The organism is Kocuria rosea subsp. polaris, assembly GCF_001483755.1.
GTDB classification, from domain to species: domain Bacteria; phylum Actinomycetota; class Actinomycetes; order Actinomycetales; family Micrococcaceae; genus Kocuria; species Kocuria cellulosilytica.
This window is the reverse complement of record NZ_LQBK01000006.1, coordinates 78851-98064: the sequence shown is the minus strand read 5'-3', so window position 1 is coordinate 98064 and position 19214 is coordinate 78851. Positions and strand designations below refer to the sequence as shown.

Annotated in this window: 16 protein-coding genes; 3 read left to right on the top strand and 13 right to left on the bottom strand. The window is 74.8% G+C overall.

Features of this window, described 5'->3' with window-relative positions:
• Nucleotides 1–82: 82 nt before the first annotated feature.
• From AVL61_RS06010 to gatC, 4 genes are all read right to left on the bottom strand, one after another.
• Entirely contained in the window at nucleotides 83–1195 is a 1113-nt protein-coding gene (locus AVL61_RS06010; protein ID WP_058873455.1) for an NAD(P)/FAD-dependent oxidoreductase, read from the bottom strand.
• 103 nt (nucleotides 1196–1298) lie between these two features.
• Nucleotides 1299–2813: an Asp-tRNA(Asn)/Glu-tRNA(Gln) amidotransferase subunit GatB gene (gene gatB / locus AVL61_RS06005; protein WP_058873454.1), complete on the bottom strand. Its 1515-nt coding sequence runs from the start codon at nucleotides 2811–2813 to the stop codon at nucleotides 1299–1301.
• Nucleotides 2813–4459: an Asp-tRNA(Asn)/Glu-tRNA(Gln) amidotransferase subunit GatA gene (gene gatA / locus AVL61_RS06000; RefSeq protein ID WP_058873453.1), complete on the bottom strand. Its 1647-nt coding sequence runs from the start codon at nucleotides 4457–4459 to the stop codon at nucleotides 2813–2815. The genes gatB and gatA overlap by 1 nt, the downstream gene beginning before the upstream one ends.
• A gap of 4 nt (nucleotides 4460–4463) precedes the next feature.
• Complete coding sequence (gene gatC / locus AVL61_RS05995) at nucleotides 4464–4760, bottom strand: Asp-tRNA(Asn)/Glu-tRNA(Gln) amidotransferase subunit GatC (RefSeq protein WP_058873452.1); 297 nt, start codon at nucleotides 4758–4760, stop codon at nucleotides 4464–4466.
• Nucleotides 4761–4896: 136 nt separating this feature from the next.
• On the opposite strand from gatC, the gene AVL61_RS05990 reads away from it, so the two are divergent.
• Entirely contained in the window at nucleotides 4897–5445 is a 549-nt protein-coding gene (locus AVL61_RS05990; RefSeq protein WP_197412649.1) for a hypothetical protein, read from the top strand.
• A 120-nt stretch (nucleotides 5446–5565) separates the two neighbouring features.
• On the opposite strand, the gene AVL61_RS05985 is transcribed toward AVL61_RS05990, so the two are convergent.
• From AVL61_RS05985 to AVL61_RS05960, 6 genes are all read right to left on the bottom strand, one after another.
• Nucleotides 5566–6288 (bottom strand): LysM peptidoglycan-binding domain-containing protein, encoded by a 723-nt coding sequence (locus tag AVL61_RS05985; protein ID WP_058873451.1) that lies wholly within the window; start codon nucleotides 6286–6288, stop codon nucleotides 5566–5568.
• 456 nt (nucleotides 6289–6744) lie between these two features.
• Nucleotides 6745–7584: an inositol monophosphatase family protein gene (locus AVL61_RS05980; RefSeq protein WP_058873450.1), complete on the bottom strand. Its 840-nt coding sequence runs from the start codon at nucleotides 7582–7584 to the stop codon at nucleotides 6745–6747.
• Between the two features lie 2 nt (nucleotides 7585–7586).
• The gene (gene ligA, locus AVL61_RS05975; RefSeq protein ID WP_082697002.1) at nucleotides 7587–9926 is read right to left on the bottom strand and encodes an NAD-dependent DNA ligase LigA; all 2340 of its coding nucleotides are present in this window, start codon (nucleotides 9924–9926) and stop codon (nucleotides 7587–7589) included.
• A 57-nt stretch (nucleotides 9927–9983) separates the two neighbouring features.
• Entirely contained in the window at nucleotides 9984–10958 is a 975-nt protein-coding gene (locus AVL61_RS05970) for a MaoC/PaaZ C-terminal domain-containing protein (protein ID WP_058873449.1), read from the bottom strand.
• Nucleotides 10959–10960: 2 nt separating this feature from the next.
• Nucleotides 10961–12343, bottom strand: a complete 1383-nt coding sequence (locus AVL61_RS05965) for a 3-oxoacyl-ACP reductase (protein ID WP_058873448.1) — start codon at nucleotides 12341–12343, stop codon at nucleotides 10961–10963.
• A 50-nt stretch (nucleotides 12344–12393) separates the two neighbouring features.
• The gene (locus tag AVL61_RS05960) at nucleotides 12394–13767 is read right to left on the bottom strand and encodes an acetyl-CoA C-acetyltransferase (protein ID WP_058873447.1); all 1374 of its coding nucleotides are present in this window, start codon (nucleotides 13765–13767) and stop codon (nucleotides 12394–12396) included.
• A 69-nt stretch (nucleotides 13768–13836) separates the two neighbouring features.
• Here AVL61_RS05960 and AVL61_RS05955 point away from each other — a divergent pair, with 69 nt between their 5' ends.
• The gene (locus AVL61_RS05955; protein WP_058873446.1) at nucleotides 13837–14610 is read left to right on the top strand and encodes a TetR/AcrR family transcriptional regulator; all 774 of its coding nucleotides are present in this window, start codon (nucleotides 13837–13839) and stop codon (nucleotides 14608–14610) included.
• An 89-nt stretch (nucleotides 14611–14699) separates the two neighbouring features.
• Nucleotides 14700–17081 carry an acyl-CoA dehydrogenase family protein gene (locus tag AVL61_RS05950; RefSeq protein WP_058873445.1) on the top strand — a complete coding sequence of 794 codons (2382 nt, stop codon included), beginning with the start codon at nucleotides 14700–14702 and terminating at the stop codon, nucleotides 17079–17081.
• A 111-nt stretch (nucleotides 17082–17192) separates the two neighbouring features.
• Here AVL61_RS05950 and AVL61_RS05945 read toward each other — a convergent pair whose 3' ends face one another.
• The 3 genes from AVL61_RS05945 to AVL61_RS05935 all read right to left on the bottom strand — a co-directional run bounded on the left by AVL61_RS05945 (nucleotide 17193) and on the right by AVL61_RS05935 (nucleotide 19130).
• Nucleotides 17193–17690, bottom strand: coding sequence for an SRPBCC family protein (locus AVL61_RS05945; RefSeq protein ID WP_058873444.1), 498 nt, complete (start codon nucleotides 17688–17690; stop codon nucleotides 17193–17195).
• On the bottom strand, nucleotides 17651–18067 hold the full coding sequence (locus tag AVL61_RS05940) for an ArsR/SmtB family transcription factor (RefSeq protein ID WP_058873443.1): 417 nt from the start codon (nucleotides 18065–18067) through the stop codon (nucleotides 17651–17653). Before AVL61_RS05940 ends, AVL61_RS05945 begins: the two co-directional genes overlap by 40 nt.
• Before the next feature lie 88 nt (nucleotides 18068–18155).
• Nucleotides 18156–19130 (bottom strand): hypothetical protein, encoded by a 975-nt coding sequence (locus AVL61_RS05935; protein WP_058873442.1) that lies wholly within the window; start codon nucleotides 19128–19130, stop codon nucleotides 18156–18158.
• Between the last annotated feature and the right edge of the window lie 84 nt (nucleotides 19131–19214).

Below are 19214 nucleotides of genomic sequence, written 5' to 3'. Positions count from 1 at the left end.
CGGAGACGCCCGGCAGAACCGTGCCCGGCGTGCACGTGCAGCTGCGGTTCCCGCGCCGCTGCCGGAGGGACCCCCGCTCGGCTCAGCGACGAAGTCGGAGCGGGTCCAGGGCGGCGGCGGTCTCCCTGGAGCACCACGGGCCCACCGTCCCGTCGAGGAGCAGGTCCGCGGCGGCCCGGGCCATGGCGTCGCTGGTCTGGAAGCCGTAGCCGCCCTGGCCCGCGAGCCACAGCAGCCCGGGCACGGCGACGTCGAAGCCGCACACGGGCACGCCGTCCGGGGCCTCGGTGCGCAGCCCGGTCCAGGCCCGCTCGATCCCGGTGACGCCCAGGGAGGTCGTGGCGTTGAGCCGCGCCACGAGGTCCTCGACGTCCTCGAGCACCGGCTGGGCGTCGCAGGGCTCGCTGGGCACGGCCTCGGACGGGGAGACGAGCGCGCCCTCCCCCGCCCGCCGGTAGTACCAGCCGTGGTCCGCGGCCACGACCATGGGGTGGTCCGCGGGGAGCGGCTTCGCCAGCCGCACGAGGGCCGCGGTGCGCCGCAGCGGGCGCAGGCCCAGCGGGGCGGCGCCGAACAGGCCCGCCACCTCGTCCGCCCAGGCGCCCGCCGCGACCACGACCTGCCGGGCCCGCAGCCGGTGGGCACCGGCCGTGACCTGCCAGCCGGTGCCGTCGGGCTCCGCCGCGGTCATCGGGGCGCCGGTGAGCAGCCGCGCGCCCGCCGCCGCGGCGCGGTCGCGGTGCCACGCAACGAGGGCCCAGGCGTCGGTGCGCACGGAGGTGCTGTCGAGGCGCCCGGCCTCGACCGCGTCCGCCGGGGAGCAGGCCAGCTCAGGGCACAGCTCCACGAGCTCCGCGCGGGACAGCGCCCGGGTCCCCGGGGCCGCCTCGGCCTGCAGCCGCTCCTCGGTGCCCACGAGGACCATCCGGCTGGGCCAGGCCAGGGGCCGGGGCGGGGTGGGGTGCGGGTCGAGCAGCCGGGCCACGGTGGCCCCGGTCAGCTCCCGGACGGGCGCCGGTCCGTAGCTGGGGATCAGCTGCTCGGCCGAGCGCCCGGAGGTGTGGTGGGCCAGGTCGGGCTCGGCCTCCACGAGGGCGATCCCCTCCCCGCTCCCCCGCCGGTCCGCCAGCTCCGAGGCCAGGGACAGTCCGGCGATGCCGCCGCCGATGATGAGCACGTCGCATGCACGGTCCATGTGCCCATGCTCGCACGCCGTGCGGCGGGGCCGCCTCCGCGGCCCCGGCCGCACGGCGAGAGGCGGCCCCTGGCGGTGTGCGGGCGCGCGGGCCCGCCGCGGGTCAGCCCTGCACGCCGAGCTTCTCCAGGATCAGCTCCCGCACCCGGCCGGCGTCGGCCTGGCCGCGGGTGGCCTTCATGACCGGGCCGATGAGGGCCCCGACGGCCTGGACCTTGCCGGCCCGGACCTTCGCCACGACGTCGGGCATCTGCGCCATGGCGTCGTCGATCGCCGCGGTCAGCACGGAGTCGTCGGAGACCACCGCCAGCCCGCGCTGCTCGACGACCTCCGCGGGCGATCCCTCGCCGTCCAGGACGTGGCCGAGGACCTTCTTGGCGAGCTTGTCGTTGATCTTCCCGGCCTCGATGAGCCCGTTGAGCTCGACGACGTGCTGCGGGGTGACCCCGAGCTCGGCGATCTCCACCTCCCGCTGCTTGGCCAGGCGGGCGATCTCGCCCATCCACCACTTGCGGGCCGCGGCCGGAGCGGCGCCGGCGGCGACGGTCTGCTCGATCTCGTCGAGGACCCCGGCGTTAACGACGTCCCGGAACTCCTCGTCGGAGAACCCCCAGTCGGTCTTCAGCCGCTTCCGGCGCTCGGCCGGGGGCTCCGGCAGCTCCGCCCGCAGCCGCTCGATCCACTCGTGGTCGGTCACGACCGGCACGAGGTCGGGCTCCGGGAAGTAGCGGTAGTCGTCGGCGTCGGACTTCGGGCGCCCGCTGGTGGTGGAGCGGGTGTCCTCGTGCCAGTGCCGGGTCTCCTGCACGATCGTGCCGCCGGAGTCGAGGACCGTCGCGTGGCGCTGGATCTCGAAGCGCACCGCGCGCTCCACGGCGCGCAGGGAGTTCACGTTCTTGGTCTCCGAACGGGTGCCGAACGTGGCCCCGCCCTTGGGCATGAGGGACACGTTGGCGTCGCAGCGGACGTTGCCGCGCTCCATCCTCGCGTCCGAGATGCCGAGGTTCTTCACGATCTCCCGGATCAGGGTCACGTACACCCGGGCCAGCTCGGGTGCCCGGGAGCCGGCGCCCACGATGGGCTTCGTGACGATCTCGATGAGCGGGACCCCGGCGCGGTTGTAGTCGACCAGGGAGAAGTCGGCGCCCTGGATGCGCCCGGCGGCGCCGCCCATGTGCGTGAGCTTGCCGGCGTCCTCCTCCATGTGGGCGCGCTCGATCTCGACCGTGAACACGGTCCCGTCCTCCAGCTCGACGTCGACGGAGCCGTTCTCGGCGATCGGCTCGTCGTACTGGGAGGTCTGGAAGTTCTTGGGGGTGTCCGGGTAGAAGTAGTTCTTCCGGGCGAAGTGCGAGACCGGGCGGATCTCGCAGCCCAGGGCGAGGCCGAGCTTGATCGCCGACTCCACGGCCACCCGGTTCACCACGGGGAGCACGCCGGGCAGGCCGAGCGAGACCGGGGTGACGTTGGTGTTGGGCTCGTCCCCGAAGACGTTGGGGGCGGCGTCGAACATCTTGGTCCGGGTGTTGAGCTCCACGTGGACCTCGAAGCCCAGGACGGGGTCGTACTTCTCCATGGCCTCGTCGAAGGACAGGACCTCTTCGGTGCTCCGGTTCATCAGCGGGCTCCTCCCCGGACGGGTGCGGACAGATCGGACGCGGCGGGGGCGCCGGCCAGGTCCCGGACCAGGGCGGCGGTGTCCGGCAGGTCCTGCCAGAGCGGCCCGCCCCAGCGCTGCTCGAGCAGGGCCTCCAGGCCGGCGCCGGCGCGGTAGAGCCGGGCGTCCTGGCGGGCGGGGGCCATGAACTGGATGCCCACCGGCAGCCCGTCCTCGGGCGCGAGGCCGCCGGGGACGGAGATGGCGGGGACCCCCGCCAGGTTGGTGGGGATGGTGGCGATGTCGTTGAGGTACATCTGCATGGGGTCGGCGGACTCGTCCACGGCGCCGCGCTCGAACGCGGTGGTCGGGGCCGTCGGGGAGACGAGCACGTCCACCTGCTCGAACGCGGCCGCGAAGTCCCGCTGCACGAGGGTGCGGACCTTCTGCGCCGAGCCGTAGTAGGCGTCGTAGTAGCCCGCGGACAGGGCGTAGGTGCCCAGGATGATGCGGCGCTTGACCTCCGCGCCGAAGCCCGCGGCCCGCGTGGTGCCCATCACGCGCTCGATGGTCAGGGGCCCGTCCTCGGGCAGCACGCGGTGGCCGAAGCGCACGCCGTCGTACTTGGCGAGGTTCGAGGAGACCTCCGAGGACATGATGAGGTAGTAGGCGCCCAGGGCGTACTTGAAGTGGGGGGTCTCGACCTCCACGACCTCGGCGCCCGCGGAGCGCAGCAGCTCCACGGCCTCCTGGAAGCGCTGCTGGACGCCGGGCTGGAAGCCCTCGCCCGTGAGCTCCTTGACGACGCCCACGCGCAGGCCGGCCAGCCCGCCCTCGGCGGCGCCGGCCCGTGCCTGGGCGGCGAGGTCGCCGACCGGGCCGGGCAGGGACGTCGAGTCCCGCGGGTCGTGCCCGCCGATCACCTCGTGCAGCAGCGCGGCGTCCAGCACCGTGCGCGCCACGGGGCCCACCTGGTCGAGCGAGGAGGCCATGGCGATCACGCCGTAGCGCGAGACCCCTCCGTAGGTCGGCTTGACCCCGACCGAACCGGTCAGGGCCGCCGGCTGGCGGATGGACCCGCCGGTGTCGGTGCCCAGGGCCAGCGGCGCCTGGAACGCGGTCACGGCCGCGGCGGACCCGCCGCCGGAGCCGCCCGGGATCCGGGACAGGTCCCACGGGTTGGCCGTGTCGCCGAAGGCGGAGTGCTCGTTGGAGGAGCCCATGGCGAACTCGTCGAGGTTCGTCTTGCCCAGCATCGGCATCCGGGCGGCGCGCAGCTTTCGGGTCACGGTGGCGTCGTACGGGCTCATCCAGCCCTCGAGCATCCGCGAGGCGGCGGTGGTGGGCTGGCCCTCGGTGACGATGAGGTCCTTGACCGCGATCGGCACGCCGGCGAGCTCGGGCAGCTCCTCGCCGCGGGCCCGGGCGGCGTCCACCTCGGCGGCCACGGACAGGGCCTCCTCGGCGTTGACGTGCAGGAAGGCGTTGAGCCCGGTCTTCCCGCGGCTGCGGTCGGCGGGGTCGGCGGGGGCGCCGTCGGTCTCCCGGATGCGGTCCAGGTGGGCCCGGACGGCGTCCACGGAGGTGATCTCCCCGGCGGCGAGCTGCCGGGCGAGCTCGGCGGCCGAGAGGCCGACGACGCCCTGGGGGGTTCCAGTGCTGGTCATGCGACTACTCCTCGTCCAGGATGGCGGGCACCTTGAACTTGCCCTCGGCGGCGTCGGGCGCGTTGCGCAGCGACTCCTCGGCGGTGAGGGTCTCCCCCACGACGTCCTCGCGGAAGACGTTCTGCAGCGGGATGGGGTGGCTCGTGGCCGGGACGTCCGGTCCGGCGGCCTCGCTGACGGACGCCACCGAGTCGACGACGAGGTCCAGCTCCGTCGCCATGGACCGCAGCTCCTCCTCGGTCATCTCGATGTGCGCGAGCTTCGCCAGGTGGGCGACCTGCTCGCGGGTGATCGCAGACATGCGCGCTCCTGCTCGTGATCGGGGGTGGTTTCCGGTCCAGTCTAGCCGCGCGGCGCCGCCCGCCCGTGCGGGTGGGAGCCTCCTCGAGGGGCATACCCTGGAAGCACGCACGCCCACCACACAGGAGCACCCGGACATGGCCAAGAGCACCCCCGCCCGCACGAAGAAGGACCGCGGCGCCAAGACCCGGCGCCCCGGCGCCCGGCCCGGCCGGGCCGCGCGCGCGACGTCCGCCACGGACGCCGCCAACGCGTGGCGCCAGCGGGTCAGCAAGGACGCCGCCGCGACGATCGACACGGTCGTGGCCCACGTCCAGGCCGTGGCCGAGCAGCAGCTGGGCCGGCACGGGGCGTTCCCCGCCTTCCTCGTGACCGCCCGCAAGGACGGCGAGTACGAGCTCGACAGCCTGCCGGCCGAGCAGGCCGAGGAGCTGAGCCCCGAGGCCGCCCTCGAGGCCCTGCGGGCGAGGGCGGTGGAGCTGCGCGACGACGTCCTCTGCGCCGCGGTCGCCTTCCCGGTAACCCTGCCGGACCGGTCCGGGCAGACCGCCGTGGCCATGGAGACGCAGCACCGGGAGGGCGAGTCCCTGCTGGTCATCCAGCCCTACCGGGTCAAGGGCGCGGAGCGCTCCGTGAGCTTCGGCGACGCCGCGGTCGAGCCCGCCGACCCGTGGCTGTGGACCTGAGCGCACCCGCCGCGCCTCCCCCGGCGCTCGCCGGGCACGCGAAAGGGCCCCTCCGGTCGGAGGGGCCCTTTCGGGTGCCCGCTGCGCGGCACGGCCGCGCGGGAGAGATCCGGGTGGGGATCAGACGGCGGGGACGGTGAGCACCTGGCCCGGGAAGATCAGGTTCGGGTCGGCGATGACGTCCGCGTTGGCCTCGTAGAGGTCCTCCCAGTTCTCGATGCCGAGCTTGTCGGCGATCGAGCCGAGGGTGTCGCCGGCGACGACGGTGTAGGTCTCCCCGGACACGGCGGCCGGGGCCACGGGGGCGGCCGGGGCCACGTACTCGACGACGGGGGCCTGGGCGGCGGCCGGGGCGGGAGCCGGAGCCGGAGCGGCGGCCGGCGCGGGGGCGGCCACCGCAGCGGGGGCCGGGGCCGGAGCCTCGATCGGGGCCGGGGCCTCGACGGACTGCGGGGTCACGGAGGCGGTGCCCATCGGGTTGGCGGACGGGTTGGCCGAGCCGGTGAGGCCCAGCTTCGCGGAGCAGGCGGGCCACGCGCCCCAGCCCTGGCCGTCGAGGACGTTCTCGGCCACGGCGATCTGCTGCTCACGGGAGGCGTCCTGCGGGGCGCCCTGGCCGCCGAAGGCGGCCCAGGTGGAGGGGGTGAACTGCAGGCCACCGGAGAAGCCGTTGCCGGTGCTGGTGCTCCAGTCGCCACCGGACTCGCACTGGGCGAGGGCGTCCCAGGTGGAGGCGGGGGCGGCGTTGACCGGGAGGGCCATGGCACCCACGGCGGTTCCGCCGAGGATCAGGGCGGCGGCACCGCGACGGACGTTGCGACGAACAGCGAAAGCGTTGGTCATGATGCTCCCTGAGGCCACCTGCGCTCGTTTCCGTCCCCGGATGTCTTCGCGCCGTCGTCTACCCGTGAAGGTGTTGTGGGTAAGTGCTTACAGGTGTCTGCCCTATAGACGACGTGCGGTGTTACGGCAGCACCTAGCATGATCTGGTGGCGTGCCGGACATCGGAGCCCAGGCACACCGGATCCCCGGAGGAATCCTCGGGGAAGCTGTTTATCACGATAGCGTAACGATTTTCGTTGCGCTACCCCTTCCGGGCCGCCGTGAGGTATCACACACGATCGGCCGGTACGGGGTGCCGGTCCGTGATCGGGACCGGCGAACGGAACTCGCGTTCCGGAAGCGGAGGACATGCCTCGGGAAGAACGCTTCGAATATCACGCTATGGCAACTTTTTGATCTCGGTCAAGTTACGAGAGGCATCTCACACCGGGGCGGGGCCGCGCCCGGTCCCCGGTCTCAACCGGGGATGCCGCGCTCGCGGGCCGTGATCCAGGCCGCGAGCCGCTCGGCCGCCGGCACCTCGCCCGCCGCCGGGGAGGGCAGCTCCGGCCGGCCCACCAGCGCCCCGGCCTCCTCGGCGATGAGCGCACCGGCGGCCCAGTCGTGCTCGTGCAGGCCCTGCTCGCCGTACCCGTCCAGCGTCCCGTCCGCGACCATGCACAGGTCCAGGGCCGCCGAGCCCAGGCGCCGCAGGTCCGCGTACTGCCGCATGGTGGTCAGGAACCCCGGGATCTGGCGCTCGCGCCGATCGGCGTCGAAGGAGAAGCCCGTGCCGTAGATCCGGCCCGCCCGGCCCGGCACGGGCCCCTCCAGCCGGCGGGACGTCCCGTCCGCCTCCACCCAGGCCCCGGCGCCGCGCACCGCGAAGTAGGTCCGACCCAGGGCCGGGGCGTTGACGGCGCCCACGAGCCAGTTGCCCTCGGCGTCGGCGGCGGCCACGGACGTGCAGTAGTAGACGATGCCGCGGATGAAGTTGGTGGTGCCGTCGAGCGGGTCCACCGACCAGCGGATCCCGGAGGGGTGCTCCGGCCGGTGCGTGCCGGACTCCTCCCCGGTGACCGTGTCGTGCGGACGCCGGTCCAGGATCGTGCGCAGCACGGCCTGCTCGGCGGCCACGTCGAAGCGGGTGACCCAGTCGCCCTCGCCGGACTTGCCGGTGACGCCCAGCCGCTCGGCGTCGCGGCCCCGCAGGACCTCCGCCCCGGCCTCGGCCGCCGCCAGGGCCAGCTCGAGCAGCTCCTCCAGGTGGGCGCCGGTGGGGCCGAGGCCCTCCAGCGCGTCGTCGTGCCGTCCCATGCTCAGGCCCCGTCCTCGTCGTCCGTGCTGTTTCCCGTGCTGTCGGCGGTGCTGTTCACCGTGCCGCCGGCAGTGCTGTCCACCGCGCCGCCGTCGCCCGCCGCGGCGCTCTCCGGCGTGCCCCCGGCCGCGCCGGCGAACGCCTCCGGCCCCTCGGCGAGGAGCCGTTCGAAGCCGGCCTCGTCGAGCACGGGCACGCCGAGCTGCTCGGCCTTGTCCAGCTTGGTGCCGGCGCTCTCGCCCGCCACCAGGAAGTGCGTCTTCTTCGACACGGAGCCCGAGGCCTTCCCCCCGCGCACCAGCACCGCCTCCTTCGCGGAGTCGCGGCTGAAGCGCTCGAGGGTGCCGGTGATGACCACGGTGGTGCCCTCGAGGGTCCGGGGCACGGACTCGTCCACCTCGTCCTCCATGCGCACGCCCGCTACCGCCCAGCGCTCCACGATCTCGCAGCGCCACGGCTCGGCGAACCACTCGGTCAGGGCCGCGGCGATGACGGGTCCCACGCCGTCGGCCTGGGCCAGCGTCTCCTCGTCGGCGTCGCGGATGGCCGGCAGCGAGCCGAACGCGGTGGCCAGGGACCGGGCCGCGGTCGGGCCCACGTGCCGGACGGACAGGGCCACGAGCACGCGCCACAGCGGCTGCGCCTTGGCCTTCTCGAGCTCCTCGAACAGCTTGCGGGTGGTGGCCGTGGGCTCGGACGGCTTCTTGGCCGTGCCCTTCGTCCAGAAGTACGGCACCAGCTCGGTCTCGCCCGTGGGCGTGCCGCGCGACCGCTTCTCCCGCCGGATCCGGACCTCGCGCAGGTCCTCGGGCGTGAGGTCGAAGAGGAACGCCTCGCTGGTCAGCGGCGGGTCCTCCGGCTCGTCGGGCCGGGTCAGGGCGAGGGCGGCCTCGTAGCCGAGCGCCTCGATGTCGAACGCGCCGCGGCCGGCGGCGTGGAAGACCCGCTCCCGCAGCTGGGACGGGCAGCTGCGGGCGTTGGGGCAGCGGATGTCGACGTCGCCCTCCTTCGCCGGGCGCAGCTCCGTGCCGCAGGACGGGCAGCGGGTGGGCATCACGAACTCCCGCTCCGTGCCGTCCCGCAGCGCCACCACGGGGCCCACGATCTCGGGGATCACGTCCCCGGCCTTGCGCAGCACCACGGTGTCGCCGATGAGCACGCCCTTGGCCTTCACCACGTCCTGGTTGTGCAGCGTGGCCATCTCCACCGTGGACCCGGCGACCCGCACCGGCTCCATGAGCCCGTACGGGGTGACCCGACCGGTGCGGCCCACGTTGACCAGGATGTCCTTGAGCTTCGCGTGCACCTCCTCCGGCGGGTACTTGTAGGCCACGGACCAGCGGGGCACCCGGGAGGTGTGCCCCAGCCGGAACTGGGTGCGGCGGTCGTCGACCTTGACCACGATGCCGTCGATCTCGTGGATGAGGTCGTGGCGGCGGCGGCCGAACTCCTCGATGAACGCGAGGACGTCCTCCGTGGACGGCAGCACCTTGTAGTACGGGCTGACCGGCAGGCCCCAGCGCTCGAGCAGCCCGTAGACCTCGGACTGGGTGTCGGCGTGCAGGCCCGTGGCGGCGCCCACCCCGTGCACGTACATGGACAGCCGGCGCCGGGCCGTGACCTCCGGGTCCTTCTGCCGCAGCGAGCCCGCCGCGGCGTTGCGGGGGTTGGCGAAGGGCGCGCGCCCCTCGGCCACGATCGCCTCGTTGAGCGAGCGGAAGTCGCTGGAGGAGATGAACACCTCGCCGCGGATCTCGACCTCCTCGGGGACGTCCTCGCCGGTGAGCGTGCCGGGGATGCTCGCGATGGTGCGCACGTTGTGCGTGACGTCCTCGCCCGTGGTGCCGTCGCCCCGGGTCGCGGCGCGCACGAGCTCGCCGTCGCGGTAGAGCAGGTTCACGGCCAGGCCGTCGATCTTCAGCTCGGTGAGCCACGCCGAGCCGGGGGCGTCCGGCAGCGCCTCGATCGAGGCGGTGGTCTTCTCCAGCCAGGCGGTCAGCTCGTCGATCGAGAAGACGTCCTCGAGGGAGTACATCCGCGCGAGGTGGGTCACCGGCGTGAACGCCGCGGAGACCTCGCCGCCGACCTCCTGCGTGGGCGAGTCGTTGGCCACGAGCTCCGGGTTCAGCGCCTCGATCTCCTCGAGCCGCCGGTAGAGCTCGTCGTACTCGGCGTCCGAGACGGTCGGCGCGTCCTCGACGTAGTAGGCGGTCCGGGCCGCGCGCACCCGGTCCACGAGCTCCGCGTACTGCTCCTTGAGGTCCTCGCTGGGCGGGGCGGGGTTGAGGTCCTGGCCGGTGGCGTCGACGGGTCGGGCGTCTGTCCTCTGCTGTGGGCTCACCCGACCATTGTGGCCCACGCGCCGGACGTGGTCCGCGCTCCGCCCCGCCGCGGCGGGTCAGCCGTCCAGCCGGGCCACCGTGCCCGTGAAGTGCGGGCGCCGGCGCCGCGGGTCCCAGCCGGCGCAGCGCGAGCCCCGCCAGCCGGCGCCCCGCCCGTCGTCGGCGATCGCGACCGCGACCGTGCCGGGGAGCAGGACCGGGGCCGCGAACTCCACCGTCCAGCGGAAGGGCGTCCCGGGCGGCACCCCGACCTCCGCCAGGGCGCGCGAGGCCGAGTACATGCCGTGGGCGATGGCCCCCTTCAGGCCCAGCGCCCGGGCGGTGGGCCCGGAGAGGTGGATCGGGTTCCAGTCCCCGCTGACCGCGGCGTAGTCCCGCCCGGTGCCGGCCGTCAGCCGCCAGTGCCCGGTCGGGGCCGGCGGCACGAACTCCTCGCGCGCAGCGTCGTCGGCCGTCCCGGGCACGTGCACGCCCTTGGCGAGGTAGCTCGAGCGGCCCGTCCACACGGGCTCGCCGTCCGCCCGCGCCAGACGGGCGACGACGTCGACCTGCGCGCCGGAGCGGTGCGGGCGCAGCCGCTCGGCGGAGGCGGTGATCGTGAGGTCCTCCCCCACCGTCACGGCCCCGCGGTGCTCGACCTCGTTGGCCAGGTGCACCATGCCGAGGACCGGCAGCGGGAAGTCGGGGCGGGTCAGCACGCTCATCGCCACGGGGAACGCCAGGGCGTGCAGGTACCCGGAGAAGGCCTGCGTCCCGCCGGGGCCCTCGCGCGGCGGCGCGCCGACCGTGCGGCAGAACGCCTCGTGCCCGGCCGCGTCCACCACCACGGCCTCGACCACGTGCGCCACCGCGGGCAGGGCACCCGGGGCGGCGCCGGCGCCGCCGGGGCGTGCGGGCCGTCGGCCCGGCAGCCGGCCGGTGAGCCCGCGCGGCAACAGGCCGCCGGCCGCGGCCGCCGCGGCGCGGGCGTAGAGCCCGCCGAGGGAGGGGACCTCGTCCAGGACCACGGTCTCGTACCGGTCGCCGGCCATGCTCACGCCCCCACCAGGTTCTGGCCGCACACGCGCAGCGTCTGCCCGTTGATGCCGCCGGCGGCGTCCGAGGCCAGGAAGAGCACGGCGTGGGCCACGTCCTCCGGCAGCCCGCCCTGCTGCAGGGAGTTCAGCCGGCGGGCGACCTGGCGGCGGGCCGCCGGGATCCGGGCGGTCATCTCCGTCTCGATGAACCCGGGGGCCACCGCGTTGATGCTGCCGCCGCGCCGCGCCAGCAGGGGCGCGGCGGCGGCGACCATCCCGATCACCCCGGCCTTGGAGGCGGCGTAGTTGGTCTGCCCGCGGTTGCCGGCCACGCCGCTCGTGGAGGCCAGGGAGACGATCCGAGGCGCCGGGCCCAGGCCCTCCCCGGCCAGGAGCTGCTCGTTCATCCGCAGCTGCGACTCGAGGTTCACGGCGAGCACCGAGGACCAGCGGGACTCGTCCATGTTGGCCAGCAGCTTGTCCCGGGTGATCCCGGCGTTGTGCACCACCACGTCCAGGCGGCCGAAGCGCTCCCGGGCGAGCCCGAGGATCCGCTCCCCGGCGTGCTCGTCCGTGACGTCGAGCTGCAGGGCCACGGCGTGGATCCCGTTGGCGAGCGCGGCCAGCGGCTCGCCCGCGGCGGGGACGTCGACGACGACGACGTGGGCGCCGGCGTCGGCGAGCGTGCGGGCGATCTGCGCGCCGATGCCGCGGGCCGCGCCGGTGACGGCGGCGACCCGGCCCCGCAGGGGGGCCTCCCAGTCGGCGGGCAGGGCCCCGGCGTCGTCGCCGACCGTCACGAACTGTCCCGAGACGAAGGCGCTGCGCCCGGAGAGCAGGAACCGCAGGGCGCCCAGCACGCTCGGGGCCCCGGGGTCGACGCCCTCGGCGAGCAGGACGCCGTTGGCGGTGGCCCCGCCGCGCATCTCCTGGGCGGTGGAGCGCAGGAGGCCGACGACCGCCTGGCGGGCCGCGGCGACGGCCGGGTCGAGCGGCTCCGCGGCCGCGGGCGTCGCCGAGGCCGCGCCCGTGCCGATGCCGGGCGCGGGCCGGGACACGGTGACCACCCGGCCGCCGGGAGCCAGCGAGCGCAGCACCGCGCCCAGGCCGAGCGCGGGCTCGGCCAGGTCCGCGGGCCGGGTGAGCTCGGTCAGGGCGAGCACCACGGCCCCGAACCGGTGGACGTCGTCGGGGTGGCGCCGGACGTCCAGGTCCCAGCCGAGCAGGGCCGTGGCGATCCGGTCGGCCTCCTCCCCCCGTCCCAGCACGAGGACGGGGCCGGGCACGAGCGGGTCCCCGGGACGGTGGCGGCGCAGCCGGGCGGGGGCTGGCAGCCCGAGCTGCCGGGCGAGCCTGCCGCCGGGGCCGGAGCTGACGAGGTCGAGATAGGTGTCTGCCATGGAAGAGGTCCTTGCTGTGGGGGTCGGCGGGGACGTCGGCGGGCGGGGGCTCAGCGGGCCTCGAGGACGGCGGTGACGCCCAGGCCGCCGGCGGCGCAGACCGAGATGAGCCCGCGGGCCGGGCGCCCGGTCTCGTCGGCGCGCTCGCGCAGCAGCTTGGCGAGGGTGCCGACGATGCGCCCGCCGGTCGCGGCGAAGGGGTGCCCGGCCGCGAGCGAGGAGCCCGTGACGTTGAGCCGGCTCCGGTCCACGGTGCCGAAGGCGCCGTCCAGGCCCAGCCGCTCGCGGCCGAACTGCTCGTCCTCCCACGCGGCGAGGGTCGAGAGCACGGTCGCGGCGAAGGCCTCGTGGATCTCGACGAAGTCGAAGTCGTCGAGGGCCAGGCCCTGGCGCGCCAGCAGGCGGGGCACGGCGTAGGCGCCGGCCATCAGCAGGCCCTCGTCGCCGTGCACGAAGTCCACGGCGGCCGCCTCGACGTCCACGACGTCGGCGAGCACGGGCAGGGAGTGCTCCGCGGCCCAGTCCTCGGAGGCGAGCAGCACGGTCGAGGCGCCGTCGGTGAGGGGCGTGGAGTTGCCCGCCGTCATCGTGGCCTCGGCGTCGAGGGACTTCCCGAACACCGGCTTGAGCCCGGCGAGCTTCTCCACGGAGCTGTCCGGGCGGAGGTTGTTGTCCCGGGACAGCCCGCGGAAGGGGGTGACGAGGTCGTCGAAGAACCCGCGCTCGTAGGCGGCGGCCAGGTTCTGGTGGCTCACGGCGGCGAACTCGTCCTGGGCCTCGCGGGGAATGCCCCAGCGGGCGGTGGTGAGGGCCTGGTGCTCGCCCATGGACAGCCCCGTGCGCGGTTCCCCCGTGCCGGGTGCCACCGGCTTGAGGTCGGCCGGGCGCAGGCGCGCGAGGGCCTTGAGCTTCTGCGGGGTGCTCTTGGCCCGGTTGAGCTCGAGCAGGCCGCGGCGCAGCCGCTCGCTCACCACCACGGGCGCGTCCGAGGCGGAGTCGACGCCGCCGGCCACGGCCGAGTCGATCTGGCCGAGCCGGATCTTGTTGACCAGCGTGGAGACGGCCTCCATGCCCGTGGCGCAGGCCTGCTGCACGTCGAAGGCGGGGGTGCGGGGGTCGAGGACCGAGCCGAGCACGGACTCGCGCGTGAGATTGAAGTCCTTGGGGTGCTTGAGCACGGCGCCGGCGGCGACCTCGCCGATCCGCTCCCCGGCGAGGCCGTAGCGGGCGGCCAGGCCGTCGAGGGCGGCGGTCAGCATGTCCTGGTTGCCGGCGTTGGCGTAGGCGCCGTGCGCGCGGGCGAAGGGGATGCGGTTGGCGCCGACCACGACGGCGCGGCGGGCCACGCCGGTGCGCCCGGCGCCGCTGGGGGTCGTGTGCTCCGCGGTGGGCTCGACGGTCTGCTCGGGGGTGGACTCGCTCACAGGAAACTCCTCGGTGGTGTTGTGATGCTGCTCACGTCACGAACGACAATACCTGATACCGTGGGTATCGTGAAACAGGTCGACGACACAGACTCCGCCGCCCCGGACGGCCCGTCCGCCCCGGACGGCCGCTCCTCCCGCTGGGCCCGGCACCGCGCCCAGCGGCGGACCGAGCTCATCCGCACGGCGCGCAGCGCCGTGGACGAGCTCGGCGCGCAGGCTTCCATGGAGGAGATCGCCACCGCGTGCCGGACGTCCAAGTCCGTCTACTACCGGTACTTCGGGGACAAGGCGGGACTGCAGCGCGCGGTCGGCGAGTACACCGTGACGCGGATGCGCGACCGGCTCGAGGAGGCGGCCCGCGCGGCCGGCTCCTTCGAGGACTCGGTCGAGGCAATGGTCGCGGAGTACCTGCTCAGCATCGAGCGCTCGGCGTCGGTGTACCGCTTCGTCGTGGCCCTCTCCCCCGACCCCGGGCGCTCCCGGCACGAGCGGCACCGGGCCGAGCGCACCCGCGGGGAGCGCTCCGGCAAGGAGGACGCCCCGGCCCCGGACGGCGGCGAGCGCTGGCTGATCCAGGAGTTCACCGAGTCCGTCAGCGGGCTGCTCGCGGAGGCGCACGTGCGCCACACCCCCGCCGAGCGCCGGCTGGAGGAGCCGGTGCTCAGCTACTGGGCCGCGTCCACGATCGGCATGGTCCGCGGTGCCGGCGAGGCCTGGATGAACACCCCGGACGGCACCCGGCGACCGTCCCGCGCGCGGATGACGGAGCTGATCGTGGGCTGGGCCGTCGACGGCCTGCGCCCGCCCGGCGCGCCCGTGCCGGACCAGCCGTCCACCTGACCACCACCCGGGCCGGCGCGGACCGCGGCCGGCCCCGACCACCCCGTGACCGCACCGGCCACCGCCGGTCACCCACGACAGGAGCGAACATGACCACCACCGTCGACCGACCGACCACCGCCCGGACCACCGGCGGATCCACCGCCGCGGACGACGCCGCGATCCCGGCGCCCGCCGTGGACGTCGCCGCCCTCGGCGAGGTGCTGCTCGGGCGCTGGGCCGAGGTCCGGCGCGAGACCCGCCGGATGCTGCTCGACGAGCGGCTGCACCAGCAGCCGGAGCTCGGCCACCACGAGCACCGCGAGCGCGTGCTGGGCCAGCTGCACCTGCTGGTGGAGCACGGCGCGATGAGCCGGGGACTGCCCGGGGAGTACGGCGGACACGACGACCCGGGCGGCAACGTCTCCGGGTTCGAGGAGCTGCTGCTCGGGGACCCGTCGATGCAGATCAAGGCCGGCGTGCAGTGGGGCCTGTTCGGCTCGGCCGTGCTCAACCTCGGCACCGAGGAGCACCACCGCCGCTGGCTCGCCGACATCCGGGACCTGCGGATCCCGGGCGTGTTCGCGATGACCGAGATCGGCCACGGCTCCGACGTCGCCTCGATCGGCACCACCGCGACCTACGACCCCGCCGCGGAGGAGTTCGAGATCCACACCCCCTTCAAGGCCGCGTGGAAGGACTACCTCGGCAACGCCGCCGTGCACGGGCGCGCGGCGGTGGTCTTCGCCCAGCTCGTCACCCTCGGCGTGAACCACGGGGTGCACGCCTTCTGGGTGGACCTGCGGGACGAGGACGGGAACTTCCTGCCCGGCGTGGGCGGGGAGGACGACGGCCACAAGGGCGGGCTCAACGGCATCGACAACGGGCGCCTGCACTTCACCCGGGTGCGGGTCCCGCGCACGCACCTGCTGGACAAGTACGGGTCCGTGGCCGCGGACGGCGCCTACAGCTCGCCCATCGCGAGCCCGGGCCGCCGCTTCTTCACGATGATCGGCACCCTGGTGCAGGGCCGGGTCTCCCTCGACGGCGCGGCCGTCCTGGCGAACAAGGCCGCCCTGACCATCGCGATCCGCTACGGCAGCGAGCGCCGCCAGTTCAACGCGTCCTCCGACATCCAGGAGGAGGTGCTGATGGACTACCAGCAGCACCAGCGGCGGCTGCTGCCCCGGCTGGCCGAGACCTACGCCATGCACTTCGCCCACCAGGAGCTGCTGCACAAGTACGACGACGTCTTCTCGGGCCGCGAGGACACCGACGAGAACCGGCAGGACCTCGAGACCCTCGCCGCCGCGCTCAAGGCGCTGTCCACCTGGAGCGCCCTCGACACGGTCCAGGAGTGCCGCGAGTCCTGCGGCGGCGCGGGCTTCCTGACGAAGAACCGGCTCACGTCCCTGCGCCACGACCTGGACGTCTACGCGACCTTCGAGGGCGACAACACGGTGCTGCTGCAGCTCGTGGCCAAGCGGCTGCTGTCCGACTGGGCGGAGGAGTTCAAGCAGGTCGACATGGGGGTGATGGCCCGCTACGTGGCGGGCCGGGCCACCGAGGCCACGTACCACCGGTCCGGGCTGCGCAAGCTCGGCCAGGCGTTCCGGGACACCGGGGACGTGCGCCGCTCCGTCAACGCCCTGCGCGAGGAGTCCGCGCAGCGCTCGCTGCTCACGGACCGGGTGCAGACCATGGTCGCCGAGGTCGCGGAGAACCTGCGGCCCAGCGCCAAGCTCCCGCGCGCGGAGGCCGCCGCGCTGTTCAACGAGAACCAGCACAAGCTCATCGCCGCGGCCCGCGCCCACGCGGAGCTGCTGCAGTGGGAGGCCTTCACCCGGGGCCTGGAGCAGGTCGAGGACCCGGGGACCCGCCGGGTGCTCACCTGGCTGCGCGACGTGTTCGGGCTGCGGCTCATCGAGAAGAACCTCGCGTGGTACCTCTCCTACGGCCGGCTGTCGATGCGGCGCGGGCGCAGCCTCGACGAGTACATCGACCGGCTGCTCGCCCGCCTGCGCCCGCACGCGCTCGACCTCGTGGCCGCGTTCGAGCTCGAGCCGGAGCACCTGCGGGCCGAGATCGCCACGGGGATCGAGGCGCGGCGCCAGGAGGAGGCCGCCGAGCACTACCGGCGGCTGCGCGCCTCGGGCGGCGCCCCGGTCAAGGAGAAGGCCCCCCGCCGGGAGTCCGCCACCCGTGCCGCCGGCGCCCCGGGCGAGAAGGCCGCGGAGGAGAAGAAGGAGGAGAAGCGCAAGGAGCGCCGGGCCGAGAAGCAGGCGGAGCAGCGCACGGAGCGCCGGGCGGAGCGCAAGCACGAGCGCCGGCTCGAGCTCAAGCCGCGGAAGCTCGCGGCGCAGCGGGCTGCGGCGTCCGGGGAGCCGGCCGCGGACACCGCAGCGGAGCCGGCCGAGGGCGGTGCGGGGACCGCGGCCCGGCCGGCGGGCACCGGGCCCGGCACGGACACCGCCGTGCGCCAGGACGCCTGACCCGCGCACCCCGTCCGGACCGCACCGGCCGGGCGCACCGGCGACGCCGCCCCGGGAGTCCCGGGGCGGCGTCGTCGTCCGTCCCGCGTCCGCGGACGGGAGCGGACGCGGTCAGCGGGAGACGGCCCCGGCCAGGACGTCGTCGATCTGGCCCATGGCCTGGCGCATGCCCTCCTCCATGCCCATCGCGGACATCTGCTCGAGCTGCTCCGCGCTCTCGAAGGTCGAGACCGTGGTCATCCGCGTCCGGCCGTCGACGGCCTCGAAGGTGACCACGCCGTGGGTGGCGCCCAGGGCCGGGTCCGGCTCGCCGTCCTCCCCCGCGAAGCCGTCGTCGAACTCCAGCCGGTGCGGCGGGTCCACCGCGGTGACCGTCCACCAGCCCCGGGCCTTCTCCCCGTCCGGGCCGGTCATGTGGTAGCGGCACCGCCCGCCCTCGGCGAGCTCGTGCTCCTCGAAGGTGGCGGGCCAGCCGGGAGGGCCCCACCAGCGCTCGAGCTGGCGCGGGTCCGCCCAGACCTGCCAGACCCGTTCGACGTCCGCGGCGAACTCCGCGACGAACGTCAGGGTCAGCGCCTCCGTGTCCTTGTGCACGTCGATGACCGGCATGTCTCGCTCCCTTCCTGCTGGTCCCCCCGGCCCCCGGGGGGCGTCTCCTCGGCGAGGAGGTCCTCGATGGCGCGGGACCGCCCGCGCCAGATCTGCTCGTAGTCCGCCAGCAGCCCGGCCGCCCGGCGCAGCGTGGCCGCGTTGCCGTGCACCACCTGCTCCCGGCCGCGCCGCCGCTTGGTGACCAGCGCGGCCCGCTCGAGCACGGCCACGTGCTTCTGCACGGCCGCGAAGCTCATCCGGTAGTGCCCCGCCAGCGCGGAGACCGACTGCTCCTGCCGCAGCACCCGAGTCACGATGTCCCGTCGGGTCATGTCCGCCAGGGCCCGGAAGATGCGGTCGACCTCGTCGTCCGTCAGCTCATTTTCTACAACCATTTGGTTGTATGTTAGGCCGTCCCGGCGCCCGGCACAAGAGGTCCGCGCCCCGGGGCCGCGGGGTGCGCCGGGGCCCCCGGCGAGCCGCTCAGTAGAGCCCGGCCGGGCCGGTCAGGTGGCGGTGCAGGCCGTGGGCCACGATCGTGTTGCCCAGGGCGTTGAGGTGCCGGCGGTCGCCGGCGACGACCGATCGCGGCGGCAGTCCCAGGCCCAGCCAGCGGCGGTCCGCGGCCGAGGCGCCGATCCGGTGGGGCCGCAGGCCCGGCAGGGACCACAGCCCGGGATCGCGCAGGTCGGCCATCGTGTCGTAGAACCGCTCGCCGTACTCCTGGCGGTGGACCGCGTTCACGCCGCGCACCTGCTCCCACCCCGCCGTGCCGCGCCGGTCGGCCACGGTGTGCCACTGGCCCATCACCACGGACGTGCCGGGCTCGACCTGCCAGGCCGCGCGGGTGTCGGCGAGGACCTGGTCCGGGTCCTCGATGTTGTTCTTGCCCGTCCACAGCAGGTGCACGTGGCCACGGTGGCGCTCCTCCAGCGCGGTGCGCCACCGCGCCGCCGACGCGGGCGCCACGTCGACCTCGGCCCCGGGCACCTCGCGGCGCAGCACCACGGTGTCCCCGTCCCGCGCCACGGCCCGGATCGTGCACGGGACCCCCGAGACGGTGCCCGGGACCGGCACGAGCACGCTCGGCACCCGGCCGTCCACGGTGGGCACCACCAGCTCCCCGTGGGCGGGGAGCCGGCCGACCCCGTAGCCGGAGCCCAGCCGGGGCAGGTAGGGGTGGGCGCCGCTGCGCATCGCCAGGGTCTGCCAGGACCGGTCGCCGCTGACCGCGCGCGAGGCCCCCGGCGCCTCCAGCAGCTGCGACAGCAGGTCCTCGATGCGCACCGCGGGGAAGCCCCGCGGGCGGTCCCGGTGGAGCGCGCTGGCCGCCGAGGAGGAGCCCCACAGCACGAACGGGCGCCGGCCGCCGGACGGCTCCGGCAGCGTGCCCCCGAGGGCCCCCGACACGGCGAGCACCAGGCCGGAGAGGACGAAGGAGCGGCGCGAGACGACCATGTTTTCAAAGGTAAACAGCGTCGCCGGGGGCGGTCCCGATGTGACGGCCGATGATGTCCCCCACTTCTGGGGACGCCGTGCCCC